This window comes from Sphingomonas sp. PP-F2F-G114-C0414, assembly GCF_003688595.1.
GTDB lineage: Bacteria > Pseudomonadota > Alphaproteobacteria > Sphingomonadales > Sphingomonadaceae > Sphingomonas.
In genome coordinates this window covers 460,594-486,449 of sequence record NZ_RCWT01000012.1, presented here as the reverse complement: position 1 = coordinate 486,449, position 25,856 = coordinate 460,594, and the positions used below count along the sequence as shown (strand labels likewise).

27 protein-coding genes and 1 pseudogene are annotated in these 25,856 nt (G+C 66.9%); 17 read left to right on the top strand and 11 right to left on the bottom strand.

The window, feature by feature from the left end; translation table 11 throughout:
* Positions 1-63 precede the first annotated feature (63 nt).
* From C8J47_RS14225 to C8J47_RS14215, 4 genes are all read right to left on the bottom strand, one after another.
* A complete protein-coding gene (locus C8J47_RS14225; protein ID WP_056049970.1) occupies positions 64-696 on the bottom strand; it encodes a response regulator transcription factor in 633 nt (210 codons plus the stop codon).
* Positions 689-2,287: a PAS domain S-box protein gene (locus tag C8J47_RS14220; RefSeq protein WP_259467562.1), complete on the bottom strand. Its 1,599-nt coding sequence runs from the start codon at positions 2,285-2,287 to the stop codon at positions 689-691. Before C8J47_RS14220 ends, C8J47_RS14225 begins: the two co-directional genes overlap by 8 nt.
* 88 nt (positions 2,288-2,375) lie before the next feature.
* On the bottom strand, positions 2,376-2,510 hold the full coding sequence (locus tag C8J47_RS19580) for a hypothetical protein (protein WP_259467561.1): 135 nt from the start codon (positions 2,508-2,510) through the stop codon (positions 2,376-2,378).
* A gap of 3 nt (positions 2,511-2,513) precedes the next feature.
* Complete coding sequence (locus C8J47_RS14215; protein ID WP_121886163.1) at positions 2,514-3,332, bottom strand: universal stress protein; 819 nt, start codon at positions 3,330-3,332, stop codon at positions 2,514-2,516.
* 171 nt (positions 3,333-3,503) lie between these two features.
* Between C8J47_RS14215 and C8J47_RS19575 the strand changes: the two are divergent.
* Positions 3,504-3,653, top strand: a pseudogene (locus tag C8J47_RS19575) (BON domain-containing protein); the annotation flags it as partial.
* Entirely contained in the window at positions 3,644-4,153 is a 510-nt protein-coding gene (locus C8J47_RS14210; protein WP_259467577.1) for a BON domain-containing protein, read from the top strand. The pseudogene C8J47_RS19575 and the gene C8J47_RS14210, both read left to right, overlap by 10 nt.
* 358 nt (positions 4,154-4,511) lie before the next feature.
* Here C8J47_RS14210 and C8J47_RS14205 read toward each other — a convergent pair whose 3' ends face one another.
* The 4 genes from C8J47_RS14205 to C8J47_RS14190 all read right to left on the bottom strand — a co-directional run bounded on the left by C8J47_RS14205 (position 4,512) and on the right by C8J47_RS14190 (position 8,813).
* Positions 4,512-6,083 (bottom strand): alkaline phosphatase, encoded by a 1,572-nt coding sequence (locus C8J47_RS14205; RefSeq protein WP_121886162.1) that lies wholly within the window; start codon positions 6,081-6,083, stop codon positions 4,512-4,514.
* A 10-nt stretch (positions 6,084-6,093) separates the two neighbouring features.
* A complete protein-coding gene (locus C8J47_RS14200; protein WP_121886161.1) occupies positions 6,094-6,882 on the bottom strand; it encodes a phosphatase PAP2 family protein in 789 nt (262 codons plus the stop codon).
* Between the two features lie 75 nt (positions 6,883-6,957).
* Positions 6,958-7,596, bottom strand: coding sequence for a DUF1826 domain-containing protein (locus C8J47_RS14195; protein WP_121886160.1), 639 nt, complete (start codon positions 7,594-7,596; stop codon positions 6,958-6,960).
* On the bottom strand, positions 7,596-8,813 hold the full coding sequence (locus C8J47_RS14190) for a GTP-binding protein (protein WP_259467560.1): 1,218 nt from the start codon (positions 8,811-8,813) through the stop codon (positions 7,596-7,598). The genes C8J47_RS14195 and C8J47_RS14190 overlap by 1 nt, the downstream gene beginning before the upstream one ends.
* An 86-nt stretch (positions 8,814-8,899) precedes the next feature.
* Here C8J47_RS14190 and C8J47_RS14185 point away from each other — a divergent pair, with 86 nt between their 5' ends.
* The 6 genes from C8J47_RS14185 (at position 8,900) to C8J47_RS14160 (ending at position 14,549) form a co-directional block, all read left to right on the top strand.
* Positions 8,900-9,265 carry a MerC domain-containing protein gene (locus C8J47_RS14185; RefSeq protein ID WP_183129115.1) on the top strand — a complete coding sequence of 122 codons (366 nt, stop codon included), beginning with the start codon at positions 8,900-8,902 and terminating at the stop codon, positions 9,263-9,265.
* Between the two features lie 183 nt (positions 9,266-9,448).
* Positions 9,449-9,646 (top strand): hypothetical protein, encoded by a 198-nt coding sequence (locus tag C8J47_RS14180; RefSeq protein ID WP_060523763.1) that lies wholly within the window; start codon positions 9,449-9,451, stop codon positions 9,644-9,646.
* Complete coding sequence (locus C8J47_RS14175) at positions 9,643-10,302, top strand: UPF0149 family protein (RefSeq protein ID WP_121886158.1); 660 nt, start codon at positions 9,643-9,645, stop codon at positions 10,300-10,302. The genes C8J47_RS14180 and C8J47_RS14175 overlap by 4 nt, the downstream gene beginning before the upstream one ends.
* A gap of 294 nt (positions 10,303-10,596) precedes the next feature.
* The gene (locus C8J47_RS14170) at positions 10,597-12,753 is read left to right on the top strand and encodes a TonB-dependent receptor (RefSeq protein WP_121886157.1); all 2,157 of its coding nucleotides are present in this window, start codon (positions 10,597-10,599) and stop codon (positions 12,751-12,753) included.
* A gap of 1 nt (position 12,754) precedes the next feature.
* Complete coding sequence (locus C8J47_RS14165) at positions 12,755-13,843, top strand: PepSY domain-containing protein (RefSeq protein WP_121886156.1); 1,089 nt, start codon at positions 12,755-12,757, stop codon at positions 13,841-13,843.
* A 175-nt stretch (positions 13,844-14,018) separates the two neighbouring features.
* Complete coding sequence (locus tag C8J47_RS14160) at positions 14,019-14,549, top strand: alpha-L-fucosidase (RefSeq protein WP_121886155.1); 531 nt, start codon at positions 14,019-14,021, stop codon at positions 14,547-14,549.
* A gap of 46 nt (positions 14,550-14,595) precedes the next feature.
* Here the strand turns inward: C8J47_RS14160 and C8J47_RS14155 are convergent, their stop codons facing one another.
* Positions 14,596-15,402 (bottom strand): IclR family transcriptional regulator, encoded by an 807-nt coding sequence (locus C8J47_RS14155; protein ID WP_121886154.1) that lies wholly within the window; start codon positions 15,400-15,402, stop codon positions 14,596-14,598.
* Between the two features lie 105 nt (positions 15,403-15,507).
* Positions 15,508-16,521: a zinc-binding alcohol dehydrogenase family protein gene (locus C8J47_RS14150; protein WP_121886153.1), complete on the bottom strand. Its 1,014-nt coding sequence runs from the start codon at positions 16,519-16,521 to the stop codon at positions 15,508-15,510.
* 164 nt (positions 16,522-16,685) lie between these two features.
* Here C8J47_RS14150 and C8J47_RS14145 point away from each other — a divergent pair, with 164 nt between their 5' ends.
* The 9 genes from C8J47_RS14145 (at position 16,686) to C8J47_RS14105 (ending at position 24,754) form a co-directional block, all read left to right on the top strand.
* Positions 16,686-17,030 carry an L-rhamnose mutarotase gene (locus tag C8J47_RS14145; protein ID WP_121886152.1) on the top strand — a complete coding sequence of 115 codons (345 nt, stop codon included), beginning with the start codon at positions 16,686-16,688 and terminating at the stop codon, positions 17,028-17,030.
* A 189-nt stretch (positions 17,031-17,219) separates the two neighbouring features.
* Positions 17,220-18,536 (top strand): L-fucose:H+ symporter permease, encoded by a 1,317-nt coding sequence (gene fucP / locus C8J47_RS14140; RefSeq protein WP_259467559.1) that lies wholly within the window; start codon positions 17,220-17,222, stop codon positions 18,534-18,536.
* Between the two features lie 13 nt (positions 18,537-18,549).
* Positions 18,550-19,281 carry an SDR family oxidoreductase gene (locus C8J47_RS14135; protein ID WP_121886151.1) on the top strand — a complete coding sequence of 244 codons (732 nt, stop codon included), beginning with the start codon at positions 18,550-18,552 and terminating at the stop codon, positions 19,279-19,281.
* A 7-nt stretch (positions 19,282-19,288) separates the two neighbouring features.
* On the top strand, positions 19,289-20,437 hold the full coding sequence (lldD, locus tag C8J47_RS14130) for an FMN-dependent L-lactate dehydrogenase LldD (protein WP_121886263.1): 1,149 nt from the start codon (positions 19,289-19,291) through the stop codon (positions 20,435-20,437).
* A complete protein-coding gene (locus tag C8J47_RS14125) occupies positions 20,434-21,288 on the top strand; it encodes a fumarylacetoacetate hydrolase family protein (protein WP_121886150.1) in 855 nt (284 codons plus the stop codon). The genes lldD and C8J47_RS14125 overlap by 4 nt, the downstream gene beginning before the upstream one ends.
* A gap of 1 nt (position 21,289) precedes the next feature.
* Positions 21,290-22,168, top strand: a complete 879-nt coding sequence (locus tag C8J47_RS14120; RefSeq protein ID WP_121886149.1) for an amidohydrolase — start codon at positions 21,290-21,292, stop codon at positions 22,166-22,168.
* The gene (locus C8J47_RS14115; protein WP_121886148.1) at positions 22,165-23,199 is read left to right on the top strand and encodes an aldo/keto reductase; all 1,035 of its coding nucleotides are present in this window, start codon (positions 22,165-22,167) and stop codon (positions 23,197-23,199) included. Before C8J47_RS14120 ends, C8J47_RS14115 begins: the two co-directional genes overlap by 4 nt.
* Positions 23,196-23,495, top strand: coding sequence for a UxaA family hydrolase (locus C8J47_RS14110; protein WP_121886147.1), 300 nt, complete (start codon positions 23,196-23,198; stop codon positions 23,493-23,495). Before C8J47_RS14115 ends, C8J47_RS14110 begins: the two co-directional genes overlap by 4 nt.
* A gap of 71 nt (positions 23,496-23,566) precedes the next feature.
* On the top strand, positions 23,567-24,754 hold the full coding sequence (locus tag C8J47_RS14105; RefSeq protein ID WP_121886262.1) for a UxaA family hydrolase: 1,188 nt from the start codon (positions 23,567-23,569) through the stop codon (positions 24,752-24,754).
* 1 nt (position 24,755) lies between these two features.
* Here the strand turns inward: C8J47_RS14105 and C8J47_RS14100 are convergent, their stop codons facing one another.
* On the bottom strand, positions 24,756-25,679 hold the full coding sequence (locus C8J47_RS14100) for an ABC transporter ATP-binding protein (RefSeq protein WP_121886146.1): 924 nt from the start codon (positions 25,677-25,679) through the stop codon (positions 24,756-24,758).
* Positions 25,680-25,856: the final 177 nt, after the last annotated feature.

Sequence of the window (25,856 nt, the reverse complement as noted above, 5' to 3'; positions counted from 1 at the left end):
GGTCCTTCTCGACTCTCGATGACACGCGGACCCGGCCGCGTCTGTACGTAGAAGACGAGGGTGTCAGGCTGGCTCGGCGGTTTCGCCCAGTCCGGCCGAGAACGCGATGCGCAGGACGTCGGACAGGCTGCGCGCGGCGAGTTTTTCCATCAAACTAGCGCGGTGGACTTCGACGGTGCGGGTGGCGATGGCGAGGTCGTAGGCGATCAGCTTGTTGGGGCGACCCAGCACCATGCCGTCGAGCACGTCGCGCTCGCGCGGGGTGAGGGCAGCGAGGCGGACGAGCGCGTCCGCGGCGGCGAGGTGCTCGCGGTCGGACCGGGCGGCATGCGCGAGCGCGGTTTCGATCGCCGCGAGCAGGGCGCTGCGCTCGAACGGCTTTTCGAGGAACTCGATCGCGCCCGCCTTGATCGCGCGAACGGCGAGCGTGACGTCGCCGTGGCCGGTCAGCATGATCACGGGCAGCGCGATGCCGGTCTGCGCGAGGCGCGCCTGCACCTCCAATCCGTCGAGATCGGGCATGCGGACGTCGAGCAATACGCAGCCGCGTGTCTCCCGCGTTACGGACTTCAGGAAATGCGTGCCCGCCGGATAGGTCTCGACCGCATATCCCGCCTTGCGCAATAGGAAGCCGACCGACTGGCGGATCGCCTCGTCATCGTCGACGATATGCACCGTGCGGAGTACGTCAGTCATCGGTGTCGCCTTCTTGTGGCGCGGCAAGCGGCACGGTGAAGTGGAACGCCGTGCCGCCGTTCGTAACGCCCTCCGCCCAGATCCGCCCGCCATGCGCCTCGACGATCGTCCGGCAGATCGACAGGCCGAGCCCCATGCCGTCTTCCTTCGTCGTCGCGAACGCCTCGAACAGGCGCGCGCGGACGTCGCGGTCTATGCCGGAGCCCGTGTCGGCGACGGTGATCTGTATCCAGCCCTCGCGTTCGGGTGCGGTGGCGATCGACAGCGTCCGGACCCGCGACGCGGCCATCGCATGGATCGCGTTGCGGATGAGGTTGACGAGCACCTGTTGGATCTGGATGCGATCGACGCGGACCATGACCGGACTTCGCGAAGCCGTGTTGACGACGGCAATCCCCGCCTCGTGCGCGCCGAGCAGGCCGAGGCTGGTCGCTTCCTCGATGAGCAGATCCAGACGTTCGTCACGGAACCCGGTATCGCCGCCATCGACGAACGCGCGCAGCCGGCGGACGATCGTGCCCGCCCTCAGCGATTGCGCCGCTGCCAGGTCGAGCGCCTCGGCGATATCGCCCAGCAGCGGATCGTCGCTGTCCTCGATCATCGCCCGTGTTGCCTCCAGATAATTGGCGATCGCGGTCAGCGGCTGGTTGATCTCGTGCGCGAGGGTGGACGCCATCGTACCCATCGCGCTGACGCGGGAGACATGGACGAGTTCGGACTGGAGTTCCTGCACGCGGCGTTCGGTCGCGTGGCGGTTGGTGAGGTCGCGGATGAAGCCGGTGAAGATGCGTTCGCCCGCGATCGACGCCTCGCCGACCGCGAGTTCGATCGGGAACGTCTCGCCGCCTTTACGCATCGCGCGTTCGAGGCGGACATTGCCGATTACATGGCGCTCGCCGGTGTGGCGGTACTTTCGCAGATGGGCGTCGTGATCGCGCGCTTCGGTCTGCGGCATCAGCATCGCGACGTTCTGGCCGATCACCTCGCTCGCCGCATAGCCGAAGACGAGTTCCGCGGCGGCGCTGAACGAGGCGACGATGCCGTTCTCGTTCATCACGATCATCGCGTCGGGGACGGTGTTGAGGATCGAGCGGAGATGGTGTTCGCGACGGACGATCGCGGCTTCGGCAGCCTTTTCATGCGTGATGTCGCGGATCACCTTGCCGAACCCGCGCAATGCGCCGGCGTCGTCGTGGAGCGCGGTGATCGTCACGTGCGCGAGGAATTCGGAGCCGTCCTTGCGGACTCGCCAGCTCTCCTCCTCGATCCGGCCATCGCAGTGTGCGCGGGCGAGGTCCGCTGCGGGTTTGCCCGCGGCGATATCGTCGGCGGGGTAGAAGATCGCGAAATCGCGGCCGATGATCTCCGCCTCGGCCCAGCCCTTTATGCGCTCGGCGCCGCGATTCCAGATCGTCACGCGGCCGTGCGGATCGAGCATGTAGATCGCATAGGTCGTCGCGCCGTCGATCAGCAGCCCCAGTTCCTCCGCCAGCATCGCATCGCCGCGCGCCACCGCCTGGGGGTCGGTACCGTGCGGCGACTGCGACGCGATCATGCGGGCGGTGCGGTAGCTCTGGGAGCGCAGAGGCAAATCATCGAGATGCAGGCCTTGTTCGACACACTGGTCCGATCCGCCAAGGGGCAATGATACCACGCCCTCGCTCGAAACATGACGCATGTTAAGCCAAAGACCCGCTATATGCTAATAGTCCTTCGATGATCGCGATCGTCGACAGGATCGTGGCGCCGACGAATAGTCTTCGGTTCGCCTTGGCGACCGGGGCGAGATACTTGCGGATCGCGGCGTTCGTCACGGCTCAGTGCGACAGCAACGTGCAGCGTCGGTCGCGCAGCAGCAGGTCGCGGGTGACGCCGCCGAACGCCCATTCGCGGATCCTGCTATGGCCATAGGCGCCCGCGACGACGAGGTCGGCCTCGACGTCGTCCGCGATGCCGGCGAGCGTGTCGATGCTGGTGCCCTTCATCCGCGCGACGATCTTGTCCGCATCGACGCCGTGGCGTGCGAGCCAGGCGGTGACGTCGTCGATCGGCTTGCGCGCATCGATCGCGTCGATCGCGACCTCGACGATCACCACGCGGTCGGCGGCGTGGAGTATCGGCAGCGCATCGCTGATCGCGCGTCGGCATTCGCGCGTATCGGTCCACGCGATCATGATCGTCGAGAAGGTCGCGGTGGCGGCGCCGTCGGGAACGACCAGCACCGGGCGGCCGGCGCGCAGGATGAGATCGCCGGTGTCGGCATGCGTCGCGAGGTCGGCAAACCCGGGGCCAGCGCTGGTGATGACGAGATCGGCGGACCGCGCGTTCTCCGCGACGACGTGCGCGATGTTGGCGATCGTCGGGATCGACCGCCATTCGAGGGCGTGCTTCGCGAGCTGCTCGTGCGCGTGGAACTCGACCTCAGCACGGGCGAGTTCGTCGGCGACGATATCGCGCTCGATCACCGCATAGTCGCCGCCGAGATAGCCGTCGCACGTGCCGATCGGCACCGGCTGGCAAGCGGCGATGCCGATCACCGCGGCGTCATGCTGATCGGCGAGCGTGGCCGCGACGTCGAGCAGGACGGCGTTAGGCCGGCCGCCGTCGAGATGCACCATCAGGGTCGAATAGGTCATGCGCGGTCTCCCTCTTTCGCCGAGCTGTCGGCGTTAGGGCGGGCGCAGGAAAGGATCGGGAACTACGCATAAGCGCGGGCTGCGTAGTTCCCGACGCTGTCCGCGATCGGTCGAGGCGATAGGGTGCGGTCATCGGCTCGGACCTCCCCGCGCTGTCTCCAGGAGAGTGTCATGTCCCACGACGCCAGATTGCAGAAAGCCGTGCTCGCCGAACTCAATTGGGACCCGAGCGTCCCCGCCGGGCATATCGGCGTCACCGCGAACAACGGCGTTGTCACGCTGAGCGGCCACGCTGGCAGTTATGCCGCGAAATACGCCGCCGAACGCGCTGCCGCGCGCGTCGACGGCGTGAAGGCGGTCGCCGAGGCGATCGAGGTGCAGCTGGAAGTCGCTTCAAGCGCGGCGACGAGGCGATCGCGAGCGCGATCGTCGAGCGCCTGTCCTGGGATACGACCGTCCCGCACGACAGTATCAAGGCGCAGGTCGAGGACGGTTGGGTCAGCCTGCGCGGCGAAGTGCGCTGGCATTTCCAGAAGGACGCGGCGGAGGCGGCGGTGCGGCCGCTCGCAGGTGTCGTCGGCGTGATCAATCACGTCACGCTGAAAGCGCGCGTCGACGTGACCGACGTCAGCAACGACATCCGCACCGCGCTCCATCGCTCGTGGTTCTTCGACGGCGACACGATCAAGGTGTCGGTCGATGGCGGCACCGTGCGGCTGACCGGCTCGGTCGACTCGCCGCACGACCGGATGGTCGCCGAACGCACCGCCTGGGCTGCACCGGGCGCGGTAAAGGTGGAGAACATGCTCGAAATCGTCTGACATGGGCGCGGTGTCGTCGCACCGCGAACGCCACGTCACCGATCGGATCGGCTGGCTTCGCGCGGGTGCTCGGCGCCAATGACGGGCCAATGATAAGATCGTCTCGACCGCGAGTCTGATCATCAGCGTCGCAGTGACGCTTGCCGCGTTGCTGTTCATGCCGCGGATGAGCGATGCCGTCGCGATCATTGGTCCTGGGGACGACGCCCCCACCGAACGCGGCGCGCTGCCGACTCAGCCGGACTTCCGAACTTGGTCTCCCCGCGCGACGGGCTCGTTTCCTCCAAGAACACAGGCTTGGTGAATTGGGGCGACCGGAGGAATGCTGACGCGTTCCGATCGTCGCACGAAGGGGAATTCAGGTCATCGTCACGGCGGCACGGCCGTGCTCGATGATCGCCGTGCCGGCCGTTTTGACAGCGCCGTCGGGGCGCGCGACGGTATCGACCGTCCGGAATTCCGTTTTCCACTGGTCCGCGTTCACGTCGCACAGCAGATAACCGCGACGGTCGTTGGTCCAGGCGAGGAACGGGTTGCGGGCGCGGATGCGGTCTTCGCCGACCCGCCGATCCGCACCGTCGCCGCCCGAGCTGATCGACGTGCCGACGAACTCGACGGCGACTGCATCCCCCTGGCCACCCTCGGTACGCAGCACGCCGGCATAGTTCTGATGCTCGTCGCCGGTCAGTACGACGGCATTGCCGAGCCCCTCGACCATCTTCAACACGCGTTCGCGCGGCGCGTCATAGCCGCCCCAGCTGTCCATGTTGCGGATCGGCGCGGGCTCGTCGCCGGTGCGCCGGTCGAGCGGCATCATCATCACCTGCTGCGCCAGCGCGTTCCACCGCGCCTTCTTCTGCTTCAGCGCCGTCGCCAGCCACGCCTCCTGCGCGCGTCCCATGACCTGCGCCGCGGGATCCGCCCACCCCTTGCAACGCGTCTTGAAGCCGTCGTCGCAGGGCTGGTCGGTCCGGAACTGCCGCGTGTCGAGCAAATGCAGGTCGAGCAGGTTGCCGATCGTCGCGCGGCGATAGATCTGCATGCCCGCAGGTCCCGGAAACGCCGATCGACGCAGTGGCATATGCTCGTAATAGGCTTGGAATGCGGCGGCCCGGCGCAGTGCGAACACCTCGGGCGGGTCGTTCTCCTGGTCGATCTCGCCGACCCAGTTGTTCTCGACCTCGTGATCGTCGAACGTGACGAACCACGCCGCGGCGGCGTGGGCGGCCTGCAGGTCCGGGTCGGTCTTGTACTGGGCATAGCGGCGGCGATAATCGGCGAGGTCGAACAGCTTCTGCCCGGCATGTTCGCGGACGAAGCGGCGGGGCTTGCCGTCATAGCCGACCGGCATCGGCGCGCTCCGGCCTTCGTAGATATAGTCGCCGTAATGGAAGACGAAGGCGGGATCGTCCGCCGCGAGGTGGCGATAGGCGGTGTACAGGCCGTCCTCGTAATTCTGGCAGCCGGCGACCGCGAACCGCAGCCGGTCGAGTGGCGCACCGGCGACCGGCAGCGTCCGTGCGCATCCCGTGGTCGAGCGCTCGCTGCCGACCGTGAACCGGTACCAATACGGCCGATCGGGTAGCAGGCCCGCCACCTCGACATGGACGGAGTGGGCGAGTTCGGGCCGCGCCAGCGTCTTGCCGCCCGCGACCAGCGTCGCGAAGCGAGGGTCGGTCGCGACCTGCCAGTCGACCTCGACCGGCTGCATCGGCATGCCGCCATGCTCGGCGAGCGGATCGGGCGCGAGCCGGGTCCAGATGACGAAGCCGTCCGCAGCCGGATCGCCCGCCGCAATGCCGAGGCGAAACGGGTAGGCGGCGAAGAGTTGTTGCGCGCGCAGGATCGCCGGCGCGCCGACCAGCGCCGCGGCGGCACCGATCATGGACCGGCGATTGAGGAGCAGGCGCGATCCGGTGGTGTCGGTCATGATTGTCTCGTCAGTAGAGGGGCTGGGCGACGAGGGCCGCTTCGCCTGTGCAGAGCGCAGCGTCGGGTTTCGCCGTTCCGCCGTCGTGTCGAAGTGCCGCGATCTCCTGCCTGGCTGCGGCGAGATCCACTGTGAAGGCCGGGTCGCCCTGCATCGCGGTCAGCGTCGACGACGCCGACAGCCGCCCCGCCTCGACGGCGCTGGCATTGTGGACGCCGCACACGATCCGACTTTCGCCATAAGCCCGGCCGCGTGCGAGCAGGGCGGTCGCGCGATCGGGCGCGATTTCCGCAAGCAAGGTCGCCATCGTCCAGCCCGCGGTCGTATGGCCCGAAGGGTAATCATAGCTGTCCGCGACCTCGGCGGCGGGCTGACAGATCGGTCCGCGATCGATCAGGAACGGTCGCTGCCGCTTGTAGAATGTCTTGGCGCCGTTGGTTTGACGGGATGTGTCGAACATCGCGCGCCGAAGCAGCGCGGCGGTCCGCGGGGCGTTCTCGGGCGTGAGCACGATCCCCATCGCGCAACTGAAGTCGCTAAACAGGTCGGCGGGCGCGGACTTTACGTCGTTGGTGGCCAGCGCCCAGCGCGGACTGCCCTGCAACGCGCGCGTCGCCTTGAAGATCGCACGGTCGGCAATCCCGCGAGGGTCGGTGGGCTTGGGAGCAGGCGGCAGGATGGCCAGCACATCGAACGCGCCGGGCTTGAGATATCCCGCTGGCCCGAGCGCCTGCTGCGCGCCGGCAACGGCACCCAGGCTCGCGAGCGTGACGGCTAGGAGAAGCGGCAAACGCGTCATGGAGCGAGTATCCTGATGGCCTGGATGATGAGACGCCGTACGCCGGTTTGGCAGCGGCAATGGACCGGTAATGTGTCAGCCACGTTGCATCGCGCTCGCCCACAGCGCCGCGGTTTCCTCTGGCGGCGGACAGTCGAGCACGAGCAGGAGTCGTTCCTCGCCGGTGCCCGCGATCGGCGGCGACCGGTGGATGATCGCGTGCTCGCCGGCAAGAACGCGGCCCTTGAACAGACCGACCGCACCCGCGTCGAGCGATTGCGGTGTCTCGACGACCGGCACGTCCGGGCTTTCGACCGACCGCTCGATCCACTGCGTTCCCGATCCGCGATAGGTGCAGATCAGGCGAACGGAGACGTAATCGGCGTGCCAGCGTTTGCAGGCGTCGCCGACCACCCGCTCGAGCCGGATCACGACGTGCGACAGCGCCATGATCGCCGCGAAGGACGTGGTGAGCACGGCGATGTCCGCGGCGATATCCGCATGCCAGGCGGCGGCGGGCAACTGCGCGAACGCACTCGTCAGTTCCTCATGCGCGCGATCGACCGTCGTCGTCATCTGGATGGTGCCGAAACCGCCTAGCGCTCCGACCGGCACCGATGGTCGCTCCCAGATCGCGAGATTGACGTCGGGGTCGAAGATCGCAGCAAGCGCATCGACGGTCCGCGCCCGATGAACGTGCGAGCGGACTGGTGCGAGTAACGACGCGTCGGTCATCACGCCATCTCCCGCACGCCCCAGGCGGGGAACGGATCGGGCAGCCCCTCCCACAACCGGGGGGTGAAAGCGGCGGCGGGCACCAGGCAGGCATCGAGACGGCGCCGGATCTCGGCCTCGTCCATGTCGATGCCGATGAAGACCAGTTCCTGCCGTCGGTCGCCCCAGATCGGCGACCATTTCGCGGCGACCATTCGCTCCCACGCTTCACCGCTCGGTCGCTTCGGCTCCGGTACGCAGGCCCACCAGCGGCCCATCGCCTCCGTCATCGACTGCGCTCCGGCCTGCGCGAGTTCGCCACACCAGTCGGGGCGCGTCGCGAGCCAGAAATGCCCCTTCGCCCGGACCACACCCGGCCAGCCGCCGCGTGCGAAGTCGTGGAACTTCACCGGGTCGAACGGCGCGCGAGCCCGGTAGACGAAACTTTCGACGCCGTATTCCTCGCTTTCGGGACGGTGATCGGCATGACCGTAGAGTTCCTTCGCCCAGAGCGGATGCAACTCCGCCTTCTCGTCGTCGAACAGCCCGGTTTCGATAACGGAATCGAGCGGCACGCGTCCGTGATCGGCCTCGACGATGCGGGCGTCGGCGTTGAGCGACGCGACCAGCTTTCGCACGGTCGCGAGTTGCGCAGCGTCGACCAGGTCGCCCTTGGTGATGACGATCACGTCGGCGAACTCGATCTGCTCGACCAGCAACCCGACCAAGCTGCGGCGATCGCCGTCGCCGAGCGCCTCGCCGCGATCGGCGAGAAAGTCGGTGCTCGCATAGTCGCGGAGCAGGTTGGCGGCGTCGACCACCGTCACCATCGTGTCCAGCCGCGCGACGTCGGACAGGCTTTCGCCCTGCTCGTCCTCGAACGAGAAGGTCGCGGCCACCGGCAACGGTTCGGAGATACCGGTACTTTCGATGACCAGGCAGTCGAACTGCCCGGCATCGGCCAGCGCTCGCACCTCGACGAGCAGATCCTCGCGCAGCGTGCAGCAGATGCAGCCATTGGTCATCTCGACCAGCGTGTCTTCACCGCGCGACAGGGCGGTATCGCCGCTGCGCACCAGATCCGCATCGATGTTCACCTCGGACATGTCGTTGACGATCACCGCCACCCGCCGGCCCTCCCGGTTGGCAAGGATGTGATTGAGGAGCGTCGTCTTACCCGCACCGAGGAATCCGGACAGGACCGTCACGGGCAACAGCGGCTTCATATCCTGGACCATCGACTTACCTCACACGAAATGATATGATGTATCATTACGGTATTGATGACGGGCGTGGCAAGATGAGAACGATACGGACGTGCGGAATGGACTGGCTCGATCGGGCGGCGATGGCGGGCTCGGCGGCGTGCATGGTGCATTGCCTAGCGCTACCGCTCCTCCTGGCGGCGGTGCCGATGGTGTCCACGATCATCGTCATCCCCGAAAGCTTCCACCGTTGGGTGTTGCTGTTGGCCGTCCCGATAGCGGCGATCGCGCTGATCGGCGGGCGGACCCGTCACGCCACATCTTGGCCTCTGTGCCTTGGTGCCGCCGGACTGGGTCTGATGACGATAGGGGCGTTCGTCCTGCCGGAAGGCAGCGCCGAGGTCGCCGTCACGGTGACTGGCGGCATCCTAGTGGCGACCGCGCACATTACGAACCTGCGGCTGCGGCATACCTGCCTCACCTGACGACAGTCCGGCACTTCGCGTTAAAGATCTCGCCAACCTTGCTCGATCACGGACCGAATGAGGCTCTGCCTTCGCCCGAGTAGCGCAAGCGCACATGCGGCGGGATGCCCGGAAACCGGCCTTCGGCTAATCTTACGCGGGGTCGCCAGTGTAACTTCCGGTTTATCCTGCTAGCGGACGTCCATGCTCAAGATACGAACCAAGCGGCGCGCGACGGAGACGGGGCGGGCGCTCGAGCGCCTTGCGGCGGTAGAGGCGTCGGTGAAAGCGCTTGGCGACGAGGATCTGCTCGACCTTGCCGACATCTTTGCCGCAGGCGATCCGACACCGTTGCGCGAGATGGCGGGGGACGAGATGCGCCGACGCGACATCCGCCTGTGAAACGATTCCCGTCGCGCTTCCGGCGCCTCGATGGTGCACTCGCCGACCTCGCCGTCGAGGAGCCGATGCTGCTTACCGAGCTCGACGGCTTTCTCACTGGGCTGCTGATTTGCCCGGAGGCGATCCCCCCGGGTGAGTGGATGACCGTCGTGTGGGGAGCGGACGTCGACGGCGTCGCGCCGTTCGAGGACCCGCTGGACGTGCAATGGTTCGCCGACGCGGTGGCGGCGCGACGCGAAGAGATCGCGCGCGATCTTGTCCGCGGCAAGCTTCAGCCGATCTTCGACGTCGACGAGCGCGATGGCGAGGTCCTTTGGGAATATTGGATCGACGGTTTCGCCGAGGCGATCGCGCTACGTCCGAACGCCTGGGAGGCGATGGCCGACGACGCTGAAAGCGCAGCGCCGTGGTCGCAATTGACGACGCTGATCGCGGTCGCCCGCGACGAGAGCGACCTCGACAGCGTGGAGATCAACGCGCTGCAGGACGGTGCGGCGTCGGCGCTGACAGAAGCCGTCCAGCTACTGTACGTGGTGCGTACGCGCCTCGCCGGCACGACCTCGCTCGATGCGCTGGCGACGACGGCATCGAAAGTCGGGCGCAACGATCCGTGCCCTTGCGGGTCGGGGAAAAAGCACAAGCGCTGCTGTGGTTGATCAGGTCGTAGGCAAGGATATCGCGGCCTGATTACTGGGGGGGGGCGCCTCCAACTTGTCGAGCCATCCTGCGAACGAACCGTACGCGATTCCCGTCTGGACGCTGAGCCGATGCACCGCCCGCCAAGCGACATGAACGGGTGTCCCCTTTGTGCTTTGGACTACGCGCCCCAAATGCCGGTGCGGGCCTACGCCTTAATACACATCAATGCCGCCAGCCAGAACAATGACTTATGCGAACGATTTGCATTAGCGTATCGGCTCGCGTAGGGGCGTCCCCATTCGGGGGACATCATGCGGTTTGGGCTTTTCACTCTACTGGCTTTGCCGATCGTCGGTACGACCTCGCCGGTTTGCGCGCAGGCGACACTCGCACCGGCGACGGATGATCATGACGCTCAGCCTTCGGACGCCCCTGCGGATATCATTGTCAGCGCGACCCGCAGCATCCTGCCGCCCAACGCGTTGCCGCTGACGATCGACGTGATCGACCGCGCGGCGCTCGATCAGCAGGTCGCGATCGGCGGGTCGGTGGTCGATGCGGTATCGAACCTGACGCCGTCCTTCTCGCCGACGCGGCAGAAGCTGTCGGGTGCGGGCGAGACGTTGCGCGGGCGTTCGCCGCTCTATGCGATCAACGGCATCCCGCAGTCGACGCCGCTGCGCGATGGATCGCGCGACGGCTTCACGATCGATCCGTTCTTCATCGACCGGGTCGAATTGATCTACGGTTCGAACGCGTTGCAGGGGATCGGCGGCACGGGCGGGATCGTCAACCAGGTGACCGTGCAACCGCCGCGCACCGAAGGCCTTTCGGGCCGTGCGCTGGTGCAGGGGACGACCGATACCGGCTTCAGCGGCGACGGCAAGGGCGGCAAGGTCGCCGGGCTTCTCGCGTGGAAATCGGGGCGCTTCGACGTGATGGCGGGCGGCGCGTACGACAAGCGCGGTGCGTTCTACGACGGGCACGGCAACCGCGTCGGCACCGACCTGACGCAGGGCGAGACGCAGGATTCCCGCAGCTGGTCGGTGTTCGCACGTGCCGGCTACGCTCTCACCGATACCGCGCGGATCGACCTCATCGCCAACCGGTTCGAGCTGAAGGGCGGCGGCAACTACATCGCCAGCAACGGTAATTTCCGCACGAACCTGCCGACCACGTCGGTACGCGGCACCCCGCCGGGCGACCCTGCCGAGAACCGCACCGAGAGCATCGCGCTGTCGCTGACCGATCCCGATCTGTGGGGCGGCAACCTCGTCACCCAGGTCTTCTTCAACCGGTCTCGCGATACGTTCGGCGGCGAGGTCGCGCCGATCGCGACGTTCCAGGACGTGCGGCTCGCACCGGTCGGCACGCTGTTCGACCAGTCGCAGAACCGCTCGCGCAAATATGGTGGCAAGTTCAGCTACGAACGCGGCATTCCCGGCTTCGAGGCGCTGACCGCGACGCTCGGCTTCGACGCGCTGTACGATCGCACCGAGCAACGCCTGATCGCGACCGACCGCGTCTGGGTGCCACCCGCCGACTTCCGCAGCCTCGCGCCGTTCGGGCAGGTCAACCTCGCGCTGTTCGACAAGATCGTCCGCATCGCCGGTGGTGCGCGCTACGAGAACGTGAAGATCGTCATCGACGACTACACCACGCTCGCGTCGTACGGCAGCCACGCGGTCGCGGGCGGCAGCCCGAGCTTCAGCAAGGCGTTATTCAACGGCGGCGTCATCGTCGAGCCGATCCCCGGCATCCGCGCCTATGGCAGCTATGCGCAAGGGTTTACCGTGCCTGATGTAGGCCGCATCTCGCGCGCGATCAACCGCGACGGGGTCGACCTCGATTCCTATGTCGACATCGCGCCGATTGTCTCGAACAACCGTGAACTCGGCGTCGAGGTGAAGCGCGGACCGATGAACGCGAGCGCGACCTATTTCTGGTCGACCAGCACGCGAGGGCAGGTGCTGGTATTCACCGGCGGCGCCTACGAGGCGCAGCGCCAGCGCGTCGAGATCCAGGGCATCGAGGTCAATCTGGAGGCACGGATGCCGTTACCCGGCCTGACGCTGTCTACCGGCTTCGCGCATCTCGTCGGCCGCACCGACTCGAACGACGACGGCAAGGTCGATATCGATCTGGACGGCGCGAACATCTCGCCCGATCGCCTGAACCTCGCAGCGAGCTACATCCGCGGCAAGGTGTCCGCCCGCGTGCAGCAGCAATTCTACCTCGCGCGCAAATATGCCGGGCTGCCCGCCGCAAACGACTTCAGCGGCTACAATATCACCGATGCGTCGATACGGTACGCGTTGCCGATCGGCGCGTTGACGCTGAGCGCGCAGAACATCTTCGACCATTTCTACATCGATTATTACAGCGACACGGTGCGGCCTACCGACAACGCGCATTTCTTCTCCGGGCGCGGGCGCAATTTCACGCTCGGCTGGGACGTACGGTTCTAGGATGACGCTGCTCGATACGCTGCACCGTTGGGCCGGCGGGTTCCTGGGGCTGGTCCTCGCGCTGCTCGGGCTGACCGGCGCGATCCTGGTCCACCGCGATACGTGGATCATGCTGCCGCATGCCGGCGACGCGCAGATCCAGAGCACGCGCATCCTCGCCGCGACCACCGAGCGGTTGATGGCGGACCCCGCGAACCGGCCGCAGAGCATCACCTTTGCCAACGCCAATCTCGGGCTCGACCGGCTCGATTTCGGCAAGGGGGCAGGGGCCTATACCGATCAGGCGGGCACGATCGTCAGCCAGTGGCAGAGCCAATGGGCGCGGCCCGAATTGTGGCTGTTCGATCTGCACCATCATCTGTTGTCGGGCGACACCGGCGAGACGATCATCGGGATCGCGGGCGTGGCGGGGCTGTTCTTCGTGATCACGGGGACGATCCTGTGGTGGCGGACGCGCAAGACGTTCGCGTTCCGCCCGTTGCCAAAGCGTCTCAGTCGTCCGGCGATCGTCCGGCACCACCGCGATCTCGGGATCGTTGCCGCACCGTTGCTGATCCTGTCGCTGCTGACCGGCGCGACATTGGTGTTCCGGCCGATCAGCGCGCTGTTCCTCGGCCCCAGCGCGCCGGCGACGATCGACGCGGCATTGAAGCCGCCGAAGGGGCCCAAGGTCGCGCTCGCCGATCATCTCGACTGGCGGGGCATGATCGTCGCGGCGCGCGCGCGCTTTCCCGACGCCGAACTGCGCAGCCTGTCGCTGCCGCGCAAGGAAAGTGGGCTCATTACGATCCGCATGAAGCGGCCGCAGGAATGGCTGCCGAACGGACGGACGACGCTGTGGTTCGCGGCCGATGACGGTCGTCTGATCGGCGCGCGCGATGCAGCGTCGCTGTCGAACGTCGTGGCCGCGTACAATATCCTGTATCCGCTCCACGCCGGCAAGGTCGGTGGCCTCGGCTACCGCCTCGTGATGACGCTGTCGGGGCTCGTTCTGGGCCTGCTCGGGACGTTGAGCGTCTGGAGCTTCTGGTTCAAACGGCCAGCGCAGACGAAGGTGCGGGCCAAGGGCAGCGCCCGGCAAGCGGGTTAGACCGGTTCTTCCAAGGGTTCTCGGTCGGACTGTCTGGTCAGCAAGGCGCCAATGCAGCTGATAGGGCGCAACTTTTCGCAGCGAAGGTGTCCGTGGTTGGATTGGATGAAGCGTTGCAGCATTCTGGAATGCCGCGACCCTATCGAGAAACTCGTAAGGGCCTGGGCAGAACACGATGGGCTACAGCGACCCGTCGGCGGTCGGCTCACTGCCGCTCGAGATGTCGGAGACGATGAACGGCAGTTGGGGATTCAACCTCGTCGACGACAAGTACAAGTCGCCCGAAACGCTGGTGCGCACGCTGGTCGGGGCGGCAGGGCGCAACGCCAATTTCCTGCTCAACACCGGGCCGATGCCGAACGGCGAGATCCAGCCTGAAAACCTGGCGACCTTCCGCACGATCGGCGAATGGATGACTGCGCATGGCACGACCATCTACGGTACGCGCGGCGGGCCGATCGCGCCGGGGGACTGGGGCGTCACCACGCAGCGTGGCAAGACGGTGTATGTCCATCTGATGCGCGCGCACGACGGGCGGGTCACGCTGCCGATCGATGCGCCGATGCGGGGCACGGTCGCCTCCGCACGGCTGTTCGACGGCGGTGCACCGGTAAAGGTCATGGCGGGCAAGCGTCGGATCGAACTGTCGGGTCTGCCGCCGCTGGGCAAGGCATGGGACCAGATCGTCGCGCTGGAATTGCGCTAACGTTTGATTGGCGTCGATCCGGTTTTGCAGCCGCGGGCGCGTCGCCTCAGGCGTCCCGCGGCGGCTGCCAGCCCAACGCGACCGAGATGCGCTGGCCGGTCTGCTTGAGTTCGGCACACGCGTCTTCGATCGAGACCAGTTGCGAGCCGTCGAGCAACTCCAGGAACGGCACCGTCAGCGCCGCGAGTAGCTCGCCGTCGAAGCCGAAGATCGGGCAGCTGATGTCTGTCACGCCGCGTGTCACCGGACTTTCGCGCAGACCGTGGCCCTGCGCGCGAACCTGCCGGAGCGTCTTGGCCAGCGCGGCCTGCCCGACCGGCTCCTTGCGCAGCGCGGAGGCACGCGCGAGCAGCCGTTCCGCCGCATCCTCGGGGGTGAAGGCGAGGATGACGCTGCCCGAGCAACTGCGCACCAGATCGATCGACGCACCGACGCGCAGCGCGAAGCCGCGCACGCCTGGGTTTTCCTCGCGCGCGATGACCAGGCCCTCTGCGCGCTGCACCACGACGAGATGACAGGATTGGCCGATCGCCGCGGCGAGCATCTGCATCTCGGGCTGCGCGGTGACGACCAGCTTGCGCGCAGGCGTGGCGCGATAGGCGACGTCGAGGAACTTGTAGGTCACGGTGTAGCGATCGGTGACCTTGGATTTCTGCAGATAGCCGGCTTCCTCCATGACCACGACGATGCGGAACAGCTCGCCGAGCGAGCGTTGCAGCGCGGTCGCCATCTCGCTCGCCAGCAGCCCCTGCGGGTTGTTGGCGAGAAGTTCGATGATCAGGAACGCCTTGTCGAGCGCGGGCGCATTGTAATTGCCCTTGCGCTGCGCCGCGTCCCCCTCCTGCTTCGCCATCGTTTCCTCGCCCCCCGTTCTGGCGTTGATGTCTAACCGCAACCGCCCCGCCAAGGAAGGCGTGCGGCCATGGCGCGGGCGCCGGCTCTCAGTCCGTTCGGCGACTCAGATGGTGACGATCGCCTTCAGCACGTCTTCTTGCCGGGCGATCAGCGCCGGGATCGCGTGCGGTGCATCGTCGAGATCGACGCGGTCGGTCAGGAACCGGTCGGCCGGCACGGAGCCGTTGCGGATCGACGCGATGACATGGTCGAAATCCGCCGCGAGCGCGTTGCGGCTGGCAAGCAAGGTCGTCTCGCGCTTGTGGAATTCGGGGTCGGGGAAGACCAGATCGTCGAGGCACAGGCCGACCAGGACATAGGTACCGGCGTTGGCGACGTTGAACAGGCCCGCCTTCATCGCCTGGCTGCTGCCCGTCGCGTCGAACACATAGTCGAACATCTCGCCGTCCGTTCGATCCGCCAGCGCGGCGGTCGCATCCGGACCGGCGACGACGCCGTCATCGAAACCGAACCGATCCGCCGCCGTCGCGAGACGCTTTGCGCTGCGATCCAGCAGCGTGACGGAGCCGGCGCCGGCGATCCGCGCGAACAGCGCGCAGCCGATCCCGATCGGTCCGGCCCCGGTGACCAATACCCGCGTGCCCGGTTCGATCGCGGCGCGGCGAACCGCGTGGGCGCCGATCGCGAGGAATTCGACCATCGCCGCCTGATCGACGGTGAGGCCCTCGGTCGTCACGATCGAACCGACCGGCACCGCGAGCACTTCGGTCATGCCGCCGTCGGCGTGCACGCCGAGCACGCTGATCCGCGCGCAGCAATTGGGCCGCCCCCGCCGGCACGCGACGCAGGTGCCGCACGCGATGTAGGGATTGACCGTCACGATCTGGCCGGGTGTCAGCCCGCTGTCCGCAGGCGCCTCGATCACCTCGCCGGCAAGTTCGTGGCCGATCAGGCGGGGATAGGTGAAGAACGGCTGGCTGCCGTCGAAGATATGATAGTCGGTGCCGCAGACCCCGACCCGCCGCATCCGCAGCAGGACCTGACCCTCGCCGCGCTGGGGCGCCGGCCGGTCTTCTATCCGCGCCGCGTTGGGCGCCGTGCAGACCAATGCCTTCATTGCTTCCTCCACTATGTCGTTCTGCGTCGCTGGTCGCGCGCCGAGGGCAGGGTGCCTGCTCCACGACGACCGGCTAATTGACGCAGAATGAGACTACCCTATCATAGGTGCAATCGAAATTCGAATTTCCGGTTATCGCCGTCGCCGGAATTGAGGAGAGAAAAATGTCTCGTCGCGTGTGTTTCGCGCTCGATCTGGTCGATGACGCGGATCTGATCGCCGACTATGAACGCGCGCATGCGCCGGGCGCGGTCTGGCCCGAGGTGACGCGGGGTATTCGCGACAAGGGCTTTACCGACATGGAAATCTGGCGTGTCGCCGATCGTCTGGTGATGATCGCTGAGGTCGCCGACGACTGGCCACGCCACCTCGACGCAGCGGGAAAGGCGGTCGATGCGCGCTGGGAGGCGGCGATGGACCATTTCCAACGCCCGCTGTCGTGCGCGGGTGAAGAGGAAAAATGGGTGCCGATGCGCCGCATATATTCGCTCGGCGAACAGGCCAGCTAGCGGGCGCCATCGACGGGATCCGCGCATCCTGTGGGCATGGCCTCCGGAGAAGAGGTTGCCAAAGGCGAAGCGCTCGGTTAGCTCTCGCTTGTGAAAATATGATCTCGCATGTGTGGAGGCGGTGTTTCGCTGCCACACGTTTATCGATGGCCTCCGCGGCGTCGCAACGATCGAGACTGGAGAGACAGGATGGCCTTGCCGCCGATGATCGATGCTCACCCGGCCGATCCTCACCACGCCCTGCGTTCGACGGGCGGCGCGGATAGCGGGCGCTATGTCGCGGCGCTCGTCATCACCGTCGCGCTGTTCTTCCTGTGGGGGATGGCGAACAACCTGAACGACATCCTGATCGCGCAATTCCGCAAGGCGTTCGCGCTGTCGGATTTCGGCACCAGCTTCGTCCAGCAGGTCTTCTATTTCGGCTATTTCGTCGTTGCGATCCCGGCGTCGTCGGTGATGCGGCGCTTCGGTTACAAGACCGCGATCGTCACCGGGCTGACGCTGTACGGGTGCGGCGCGTTGCTGTTCTATCCCGCCGCTGTCGCCGGCATGTACCAACTGTTCCTGCTCGCCTTGTTCGTGATCGCCTGCGGCCTCGCGTTCCTCGAAACCTCGGCCAATCCGCTGATGACCGAACTGGGCGATCCGCGCACCGCGACGCGGCGGCTCAACTGGGCGCAGGCGGCCAATCCGCTCGGCGCGATCACCGGGATCCTGGTCGGCCGCAATTTCATCCTGTCGGGGATCGAGCATAACGAGCGCAGCCTAGCCGCGATGAGCGACGCAGCGCGTGACGCGTTCTACCGCGCCGAAGTGCAGGCGGTGGTGATGCCCTATGTCGCGATCGCCGGCGTCGTGCTGCTGTTCGCGGTCGCCGCCGCACTGGTGCCGTTCCCGCGCGGCAGCGTCGAGCATGACGCGGGCCCGACGGGTCGCTTCACCGACGTGTTCCGCCGCCCGCAGCTGATCGCCGCGGTCGTCGCGCAGTTCTTCTACGTCGGCGCGCAGGTCGGGCTCTGGAGCTATACGATCCGCTATGCGCAGGCGAACGCAGGGATGGGCGAACGCGCCGGTGCCGACGCGCTGTTCGTGTCGCTGGTACTGTTCGCAGCCGGGCGCTTCGTCGGCACCGCGCTGATGGCGCGGCTCGCACCGGTCGTGTTGCTGGCGATTTTCTCGGCGATCTCGCTGTTGCTCGCGGTGTTCGCGGGAACGGTTGGCGGTACGATCGGCCTGTACGCGATGGTCGCGGCCAGCCTGTTCATGTCGATCCAGTTTCCGACGATCTTCGCGCTCGGCGTCGAGGGTCTGGGGCCGCTGCGCAAGGCGGGATCGTCGTTGATCATCATGGCGATCATCGGCGGCGCGGCGCTGACCGCGCTGATGGGCTGGGTCTCGGATCGCGCCGGGATCACGCATGCGATGCTGGTGCCGGCCGCCTGTTTCGCAGGCGTATTGGCCTTTGCACTGTACGCCCGCGGTTCGACCGCGCGGGCATCGATCTGAAAGGAAAGACGACGTGGATAGACTGAAGGGCAAGCGCGCGATCGTGACCGGTGCCGGCCAGGGTATCGGGCGCGCTGCGGCGGAACTGTTCGCCGCTGAGGGCGCGGAGGTGATCGCGCTCGATCGCAACGCGGCGGCGCTGGCGGATCTCGCCGGATGCACCACGCATGTCATCGACCTGACCGATCGCGCCGCGATCAGGGCGTTCGCTGAAACTGCCGGCGGGGTCGACGTGCTGTTCAACTGCGCGGGCTATGTCGATGCGGGCGTGCTGCTGGAGACGGCAGACGCGGGCTACGACCTGTCGTTCGACCTCAACGTCCACGCGATCACGCACATGCTGACCGCGTTGCTGCCGGCGATGATCGCGCGTGGCGGCGGCTCGATCGTCAACATGTCGTCGGTCGCCGGCGCGGTGATCGGCGTCGGCAATCGCTACGCCTATTGCGCGTCGAAGGCCGCGGTGGCCGGGATCACCCGCTCGGTCGCGCTCGATTATGTCGGCAAGGGTATCCGCTGCAACGCGATCTGCCCGGGCACGGTCCAGTCGCCGTCGCTCGACGAGCGGCTGGCGGCGACCGGCGACGAGGCGGCGGCGCGCGCCGCGTTCATCGCGCGTCAGCCGATGGGCCGGCTTGGCAAGGCCGACGAGGTCGCGGCGCTCGCGCTGTATCTCGCATCGGACGAGAGCGCCTACACCACCGGGCAGTTGCACGTGATCGACGGCGGCTGGTGCATGGCGTGATGCGATGGTGACGATCGCCTCGACCCTCGATTTCCAGCGTGCGGCGAAGGCACGGCTGCCGCGCTTCCTGTTCGATTATGCGGACGGCGGCGCGTATGCCGAGCAGACGCTGCGGCGTAACACCGCGGATCTCGCCGACATCGCGTTGCGCCAGCGGGTGTTGCAGGACGTCGCGACGATCGATCTGTCGACCACCTTGTTCGGCCGGCAGATGCCGCTGCCCGTGGCGCTCGCACCGATCGGGATCGGCGGCATGTATCGCCGTCGCGGCGAGACACAGGCGGCGCGCGCCGCCAACGCGCGCGGCCTGCCGTTCACGCTCTCGACCGTCGGGTTGTGCGGGATCGACGAGGTCCGCCGCGCGACCGACGGACCGTTGTGGTTCCAACTCTACGTCCTGCGCGACCGTGGTTTCATGCGCGAGCTGATCGCGAACGCCAAGGCGGCAGGCGCGGAGGCGCTGGTGTTCACGGTCGACATGCCGGTACCGGGCGCCCGCTACCGCGACGCGCATTCGGGCATGTCCGGCCCGCGCGCGCCGTTGCGCCGAATGCTGCAGGCGATCGGCCGGCCTAGCTGGGCGTGGGATGTCGGTCTGCGCGGGCGGCCGCATCGGCTTGGCAATCTGGAGCCGGTGCTCGGCAAGGCCAGCGGCATGAACGATTACATGGGCTGGCTCGGCGCCAATTTCGATCCGTCGATCCAGTGGCGCGATCTCGACTGGATCCGTGCCGCGTGGGACGGCCCGCTGATCATCAAGGGTATCCTCGACCCCGACGACGCGCGCGCCGCCGCCGATGTCGGTGCGGACGGGATCGTCGTCTCGAACCACGGCGGCCGCCAGCTCGACGGCGTGCTGTCGACCGCGCGCGCGCTGCCGGCGATCGCCGATGCGGTCGGCGATCGGCTGACCGTACTGGCGGATTCGGGCGTGCGCTCGGGTCTCGACGTCGTGCGGATGCTCGCGCTGGGCGCACACGGCGTCCTGCTCGGGCGCGCGTGGCTCTATGCGCTGGCCGCGCTCGGCGAGGCGGGCGTGACCCAACTGCTCGACCTGATCGAAAAGGAAATGCGCGTCGCGATGACGCTTACCGGCGTCAACACGATCGCCAAGATCGATCGCTCCATTCTGGTTTCTGCAAAGGATACTCTATGAAACTCTGTCGCTATGGAACGCCCGGAAACGAACAGCCGGGCCTGATCGATGCCGATGGCCGCCTGCGCGCGCTGACCGGCCACGCCGACATTGCTGCTGATACGCTGGCGCCCGAAGCGCTGGCAAAGCTCGCCGCGATCGACCCCGCCACGCTGCCGCTGGTCGAGGGCGAGCAGCGCTACGGCGTGCCGGTATCGGGCACGCGCAAATTCATCGCGATCGGGCTGAACTACGCCGATCACGCCGCCGAATCGAACCTGCCGATTCCCGCGGAACCGGTCGTCTTCAACAAATGGGTCAGCTGTCTGCAGGGCGCGAACGACCCCGTCGTCATCCCGCGCGATTCGAAGAAGACCGACTGGGAAGTCGAACTGGGCATCGTCATCGGCACCCGCGCCGAATACGTCGAAACCGCCGACGCACTCGCGCATGTCGCGGGCTACCTTGTGGTCAACGACGTCTCCGAACGGCACTGGCAGATCGAGCGCGGCGCGACCTGGGACAAGGGCAAGGGCTTTCCGACCTTCGGCCCGGTCGGCCCGTGGCTCGTCACCGCCGACGAGGTGGGCGATCCGCAGAACCTGTCGATGTGGCTCGACGTCAACGGCAAGCGGATGCAGGACGGCAGCACCAAGACGATGATCTTCTCGGTCGCCGAGATCGTCGCCTATTGCTCGCAGTTCATGACGCTGGAGCCCGGCGACATCATCACCACCGGCACGCCGCCGGGCGTCGGCATGGGCCAGAAGCCCGAGCCCTGGTATCTGAAGGCGGGTGACGTCGTCACGCTCGGCATCGAGAAACTCGGCGAGCAGCGCCAGGATTTCGTCGCCTGGCAGCCGCGCCACTAGGATGGCCCGACCGCCGTTCGTCGATGCGCATCTGCACCTCTGGGACAGGGATGGCCTGCGCTATCCCTGGCTCGACGAGTCCGACACCGCGCCGATCGCCGCTACCTATACGGTCGCGCACCACCGCGCGGCGGCGGCGGCGTGGAATCTGGTCGGCGCGGTGCACATCGACGCCGGCGCGCACCGCGACGACGGCGAGCGCGAGACCGACTGGCTCAACGCGGTCGCTGACACGCACGGCCTGCCCGACGCGATCATCGCGCGCGTCGAACTCGACGATCCCGACGTCGAGGCGCTGCTGGCCCGGCAGGCGGCGCGACCGCGCGTCCGCGGCATCCGCCACCTCGTCAATTGGCACCCCGATGCCGTGCGGCAAGCCTATCCGCGCGACCTGACGATCGATCCGGCATGGCGACGCGGCTTTGGCCTGCTCGCCGATCACGCGCTCAGCTACGATTTCCACGGCTTCCCCGCGCAACTTGCCGGGCTGGTCGATATCGCCGCGCTCCACCCGAGCGTTCCCGTCATCGTCAATCATCTCGGGCTGCCGATCCCCGGCGACGGGCTCGATCAATGGCGCGCCGGGGTGACCGCGCTGGCGGCGATGCCACAGGTGTCGATCAAGCTTTCGGGGGCCGGCTTCATCCACGCGCCGTTCGACCCCGCCGCCTTTGCCGACATCGTCGCCGAGGTGATCGAGCTGTTCGGCACCCGCCGCGTGATGGTCGCCACCAATTTCCCCACCGACCGCCTGTTCGCGACGCTGGACGAGACGCTCGGCGCCTATGAGGCCCTGCTCGCCGATCGCAGCGACGACGAGCGCGCCGACCTGTGGGGCCGCAACGCCAACCGCATCTATCGACTGGACCTGGACCTTTGACGCATATTCCCCACCGGCCGATCGGCCGCACCGCGCTGTCGGTGCCCGAACTCGGCTTCGGTGCCGCCTCGCTCGGCAATCTCTACGCGCCGGTCGCCGACGCCGATGCGCGCGCCGCGGTCGATGCCGCGCTCGCCGCGGGGCTGCGCTATGTCGACACCGCGCCGCATTATGGCCGCGGCCTGTCCGAACGGCGCGTCGGCGATGCGCTGCGGTTGCAGCCGGATACCGTCGTCTCGACCAAGGTCGGCCGGTTGATGGACCCCGACGCCTCCATCACCGATGATCGCGAACGCGACGGCTTCCGCTCGCCGATGCCGTTCCGGATGCGCTACGACTACACGCACGACGGCATCCTGCGCAGCCACGAGCACAGCCTGCAACGGCTGGGCGTGGCGAAGATAGACCTGCTCTATGTCCACGACATCGGTCGCTACACGCACGGCGACGCCGCGGACGGTTACTGGCAGCAGCTGACTAGCGGCGGCGGCCTCAAGGCACTCGAGCGGTTGCGCGACGACGGCACGATCACGGGCTTCGGCATCGGCGTCAACGAGATCCAGGTCTGCCTCGACGTGATGGCCGAGGCACGGCTCGATGCGATCCTGCTCGCGGGACGCTATACGCTGCTCGAACAGGATGCGCTCGATGCACTGTTCCCGGCGTGCGAGGCGGCGGGGACGTCGATCGTGATCGGCGGTCCGTACAACAGCGGCATCCTCGCGACCGGCACGCGGCGCGGCGGCACGATCCACTACGACTACGGACCCGCGCCAGACCACGTGCTGGCACGCGTGCGCGGCATCGAGGCGATCGCCGACCGCCACGCCGTCGCTCTGCCCGCCGCCGCGCTCGCGTTCGTGCTCGCGCATCCGCTCGTCGCCAGCGTCATTCCGGGCATCGGCAGCGCGGCGCGCGTGGCGCAGACGGTCGACCTGTATCACGCAGCGATCCCGCCCGCATTCTGGCATGACTTGCGCACCGAAGGGCTGCTGCGTGCCGATGCGCCGGTGCCGGAGTTGGCGGCATGACCGCGGCCGCCATCCGCCTGTCGCCCAGCGACAATGTCGCGGTAGCCTGTCGTAACCTGGCCCCCGGCGAGACGATCGTGGTCGAGGGCACCACGCTGGCGATCACCGAAAAGGTCGATCTCGGTCATAAGATCGCAGTCTTGTCCTTGAAAATGCGCGACAAGATCGTCAAATATGGCATGCCGATCGGTTCGGCGACGGCGGACGTGCCTGCGGGCGGCTGGGTGCACATGCATAATATGCAAAGCGACTATATCCCCGCGCACCTGCGTGACGCGGCAGGAGATCATTCATGAACGACGCGGTGCAGACCTTTGGGGTCCAGACCACTGGGGCCCAGGACTATGTGGCCCAGAACGACGGGACGATGACCGGCTGGCTGCGCGCTGATGGCCGCAAGGGCATCCGCGATGCCATCGTGGTCGTGTACCTGGTCGAATGCGCGCACCACGTTGCGCGCCGGATCGTCGACAAGATCGATGATCCGCGCATCCAGCTGATCGGCTTTCCCGGCTGCTATCCCAACGATTACGCGCTGGCGATGATGAAGGCGCTGACCACGCACCCCAATGTCGGCGGAGTCGTGCTGCTGTCGCTCGGCTGCGAAAGCTTCAACCGCGAACTGCTCGGCGCGAACGCGCGGGAGCAGGGTCGTCCGGTCGAGACCGTGGTGATCCAGCAGGTCGGCGGCACCGGCCCGGCGATCGCAGCCGGGATGGCGGCGGTCGAGCGCGTCCGTGCCGAGGCCGACGCCCGCGCGCGCCGCGTGCCGATGGCGATGTCCGAGCTGGTGATCGGCACGATCTGCGGCGGGTCCGACGGGACCAGCGGGATCACCGGCAACCCGGCGGTCGGCCGCGCCTTCGACACGCTGATCGACGCAGGTGCGGCGTGCATCTTCGAGGAAACCGGCGAGATGATCGGCTGCGAAGGGCATATGGCAAGCCGCGCCGCGACGCCCGAAGTGGCGGACGCGCTGATCGCCTCGGTCCACAAGGCCGAGCTCTATTACCGCGCGATGGGCTATGGCAGCTTCGCGCCCGGCAACGCCGAGGGTGGCTTGTCGAGCCAGGAGGAGAAGTCCGCCGGCGCCTATGCCAAGTCGGGCAGCCGCGCGATCGATGGCGTGATCGACCCCGCCGAACTGGTGCCGGGGCCGGGCCTCTATCTGCTCGACGTCGTGCCGCCCGGCGATCCCAAGTTCGGCTTTCCCAACATCGTCGACAATGCCGAGATCGGCGAACTGATGGCGAGCGGCGCGCATATCAACCTGTTCGTCACCGGCCGCGGCTCGGTGGTCGGCTCGGCGATCTCGCCGGTGGTGAAGATCTGCGCCAATCCCGACACCTATCGGCGGATGGCCGACGACATGGACGTCGACGCCGGCCGCATCCTCGAGGGGCGCGGTACGCTGGACGAGGTCGGGGCCGAGATCGTCGACCTGATCATCGGCATCGCGAACGGCGCGCAGACCAAGTCCGAAGAGCTGGGCCATTCCGAATTCATCCTGACATACAAGGCGTCGGGACCGGCTCGCCCCGCGGTCTGTCACTGAGTCAGGCGTTGGCGGCGCGCGTCAGGCTGAGGAAGACGTCCTCGAGATCGGGTTCCTTGGTCGAGACGTCGACGATCCCGAACCCGACCGACTGGACCGCAGCCAGGACTTCGCCGGCGTTCACGCGGTCCTTCTTGTAAGTGATCTCCAGCGTCCGCGTGCCCTTCAGCGCGATCTTCTGGAAACAGGCATTCGCCGGGATATCGGTGACGTCGCGGTCGACCGTGACCGCGACGATCTTCTCCTGTGCCTTGCCGACCAGCTCGCGGGTGGGTTCGTTCGCGATGAGCCGACCATTGTTGATGATCGCGATCCGGTCGCAGAGTTCCTCGGCTTCCTCGAGATAATGCGTGGTGAGGACCACCGTCACGCCGGCCTGGTTGAGGCTGCGGACATAGGTCCAGAGCTGTTGGCGGAGTTCGATATCGACGCCAGCGGTCGGCTCGTCGAGGACGAGAACGGGCGGCGAGTGGACCATCGCTTTCGCCACCATCAGGCGGCGCTTCATCCCGCCCGACAGCGTGCGCGCATAGGCGTGCGCCTTGTCCTCCAGATGCACCGCGCGCAGCAACTCCATGGTGCGGCGCTTTGCCTTGGGCACGCCGTAGAGCCCGGCCTGGATCTCCAGCGTCTCGAACGGCGAGAAGAACGGGTCGAACAGGATCTCCTGGTTGACGATCCCGATCGACGCCTTGGCGTTGCGCGGGTGTTCGTCGATGTCGAACCCCCAGATCGCGGCCCTGCCGTCGGTCTTGTTGACCAGCCCTGCAAGGATGTTGATCAGCGTGGACTTGCCCGCACCGTTGGGGCCCAGCAGGCCAAAGATCTGGCCGCGAGGGACGTCGAACGTTACCCCGTCGAGCGCGCGCTTGCCACCAGCGTAGGTTTTGCAAAGGTTCGAGATTGCGATCGCAGCTTCGGTCATGGCTGCGGCATAGCGGGGGCCGCAAGGCGGGTCATCCCCTGATGCTGCAAGAAGATGTGTTCACGCGAAGGCGCAAAGGCGCGAAGGATCCGGCGCGCAGACGATCGGTCGCCAGACAAAACGAACTGCGCCGCCATACGCGATTGAAAAGTCGCCGTGCGACAAGCGCAACATCTT

Excerpts from the sequence above, each read along its gene's own strand:
- C8J47_RS14155 (WP_121886154.1), bottom strand. The coding sequence starts at position 15,402 with ATGGCGAAGCAGGAGGGGGACGCGGCGCAGCGCAAGGGCAATTACAAT.
- C8J47_RS14100 (WP_121886146.1), bottom strand. The coding sequence starts at position 25,679 with ATGACCGAAGCTGCGATCGCAATCTCGAACCTTTGCAAAACCTACGCT.
- C8J47_RS14180 (WP_060523763.1), top strand. The coding sequence starts at position 9,449 with ATGCTCAAGATACGAACCAAGCGGCGCGCGACGGAGACGGGGCGGGCG.
- C8J47_RS14200 (WP_121886161.1), bottom strand. The coding sequence starts at position 6,882 with ATGACGCGTTTGCCGCTTCTCCTAGCCGTCACGCTCGCGAGCCTGGGT.
- C8J47_RS14105 (WP_121886262.1), top strand. The coding sequence starts at position 23,567 with ATGACCGGCTGGCTGCGCGCTGATGGCCGCAAGGGCATCCGCGATGCC.
- C8J47_RS14185 (WP_183129115.1), top strand. The coding sequence starts at position 8,900 with ATGGACTGGCTCGATCGGGCGGCGATGGCGGGCTCGGCGGCGTGCATG.
- C8J47_RS14195 (WP_121886160.1), bottom strand. The coding sequence starts at position 7,596 with ATGACCGACGCGTCGTTACTCGCACCAGTCCGCTCGCACGTTCATCGG.
- C8J47_RS14225 (WP_056049970.1), bottom strand. The coding sequence starts at position 696 with ATGACTGACGTACTCCGCACGGTGCATATCGTCGACGATGACGAGGCG.
- C8J47_RS14150 (WP_121886153.1), bottom strand. The coding sequence starts at position 16,521 with ATGAAGGCATTGGTCTGCACGGCGCCCAACGCGGCGCGGATAGAAGAC.
- C8J47_RS14110 (WP_121886147.1), top strand. The coding sequence starts at position 23,196 with ATGACCGCGGCCGCCATCCGCCTGTCGCCCAGCGACAATGTCGCGGTA.
- C8J47_RS14190 (WP_259467560.1), bottom strand. The coding sequence starts at position 8,813 with ATGGTCCAGGATATGAAGCCGCTGTTGCCCGTGACGGTCCTGTCCGGA.
- C8J47_RS14120 (WP_121886149.1), top strand. The coding sequence starts at position 21,290 with ATGGCCCGACCGCCGTTCGTCGATGCGCATCTGCACCTCTGGGACAGG.
- fucP (WP_259467559.1), top strand. The coding sequence starts at position 17,220 with ATGGCCTTGCCGCCGATGATCGATGCTCACCCGGCCGATCCTCACCAC.
- C8J47_RS14215 (WP_121886163.1), bottom strand. The coding sequence starts at position 3,332 with ATGACCTATTCGACCCTGATGGTGCATCTCGACGGCGGCCGGCCTAAC.
- C8J47_RS14160 (WP_121886155.1), top strand. The coding sequence starts at position 14,019 with ATGGGCTACAGCGACCCGTCGGCGGTCGGCTCACTGCCGCTCGAGATG.
- C8J47_RS14165 (WP_121886156.1), top strand. The coding sequence starts at position 12,755 with ATGACGCTGCTCGATACGCTGCACCGTTGGGCCGGCGGGTTCCTGGGG.
- C8J47_RS14170 (WP_121886157.1), top strand. The coding sequence starts at position 10,597 with ATGCGGTTTGGGCTTTTCACTCTACTGGCTTTGCCGATCGTCGGTACG.
- C8J47_RS14205 (WP_121886162.1), bottom strand. The coding sequence starts at position 6,083 with ATGACCGACACCACCGGATCGCGCCTGCTCCTCAATCGCCGGTCCATG.
- C8J47_RS14145 (WP_121886152.1), top strand. The coding sequence starts at position 16,686 with ATGTCTCGTCGCGTGTGTTTCGCGCTCGATCTGGTCGATGACGCGGAT.
- C8J47_RS14125 (WP_121886150.1), top strand. The coding sequence starts at position 20,434 with ATGAAACTCTGTCGCTATGGAACGCCCGGAAACGAACAGCCGGGCCTG.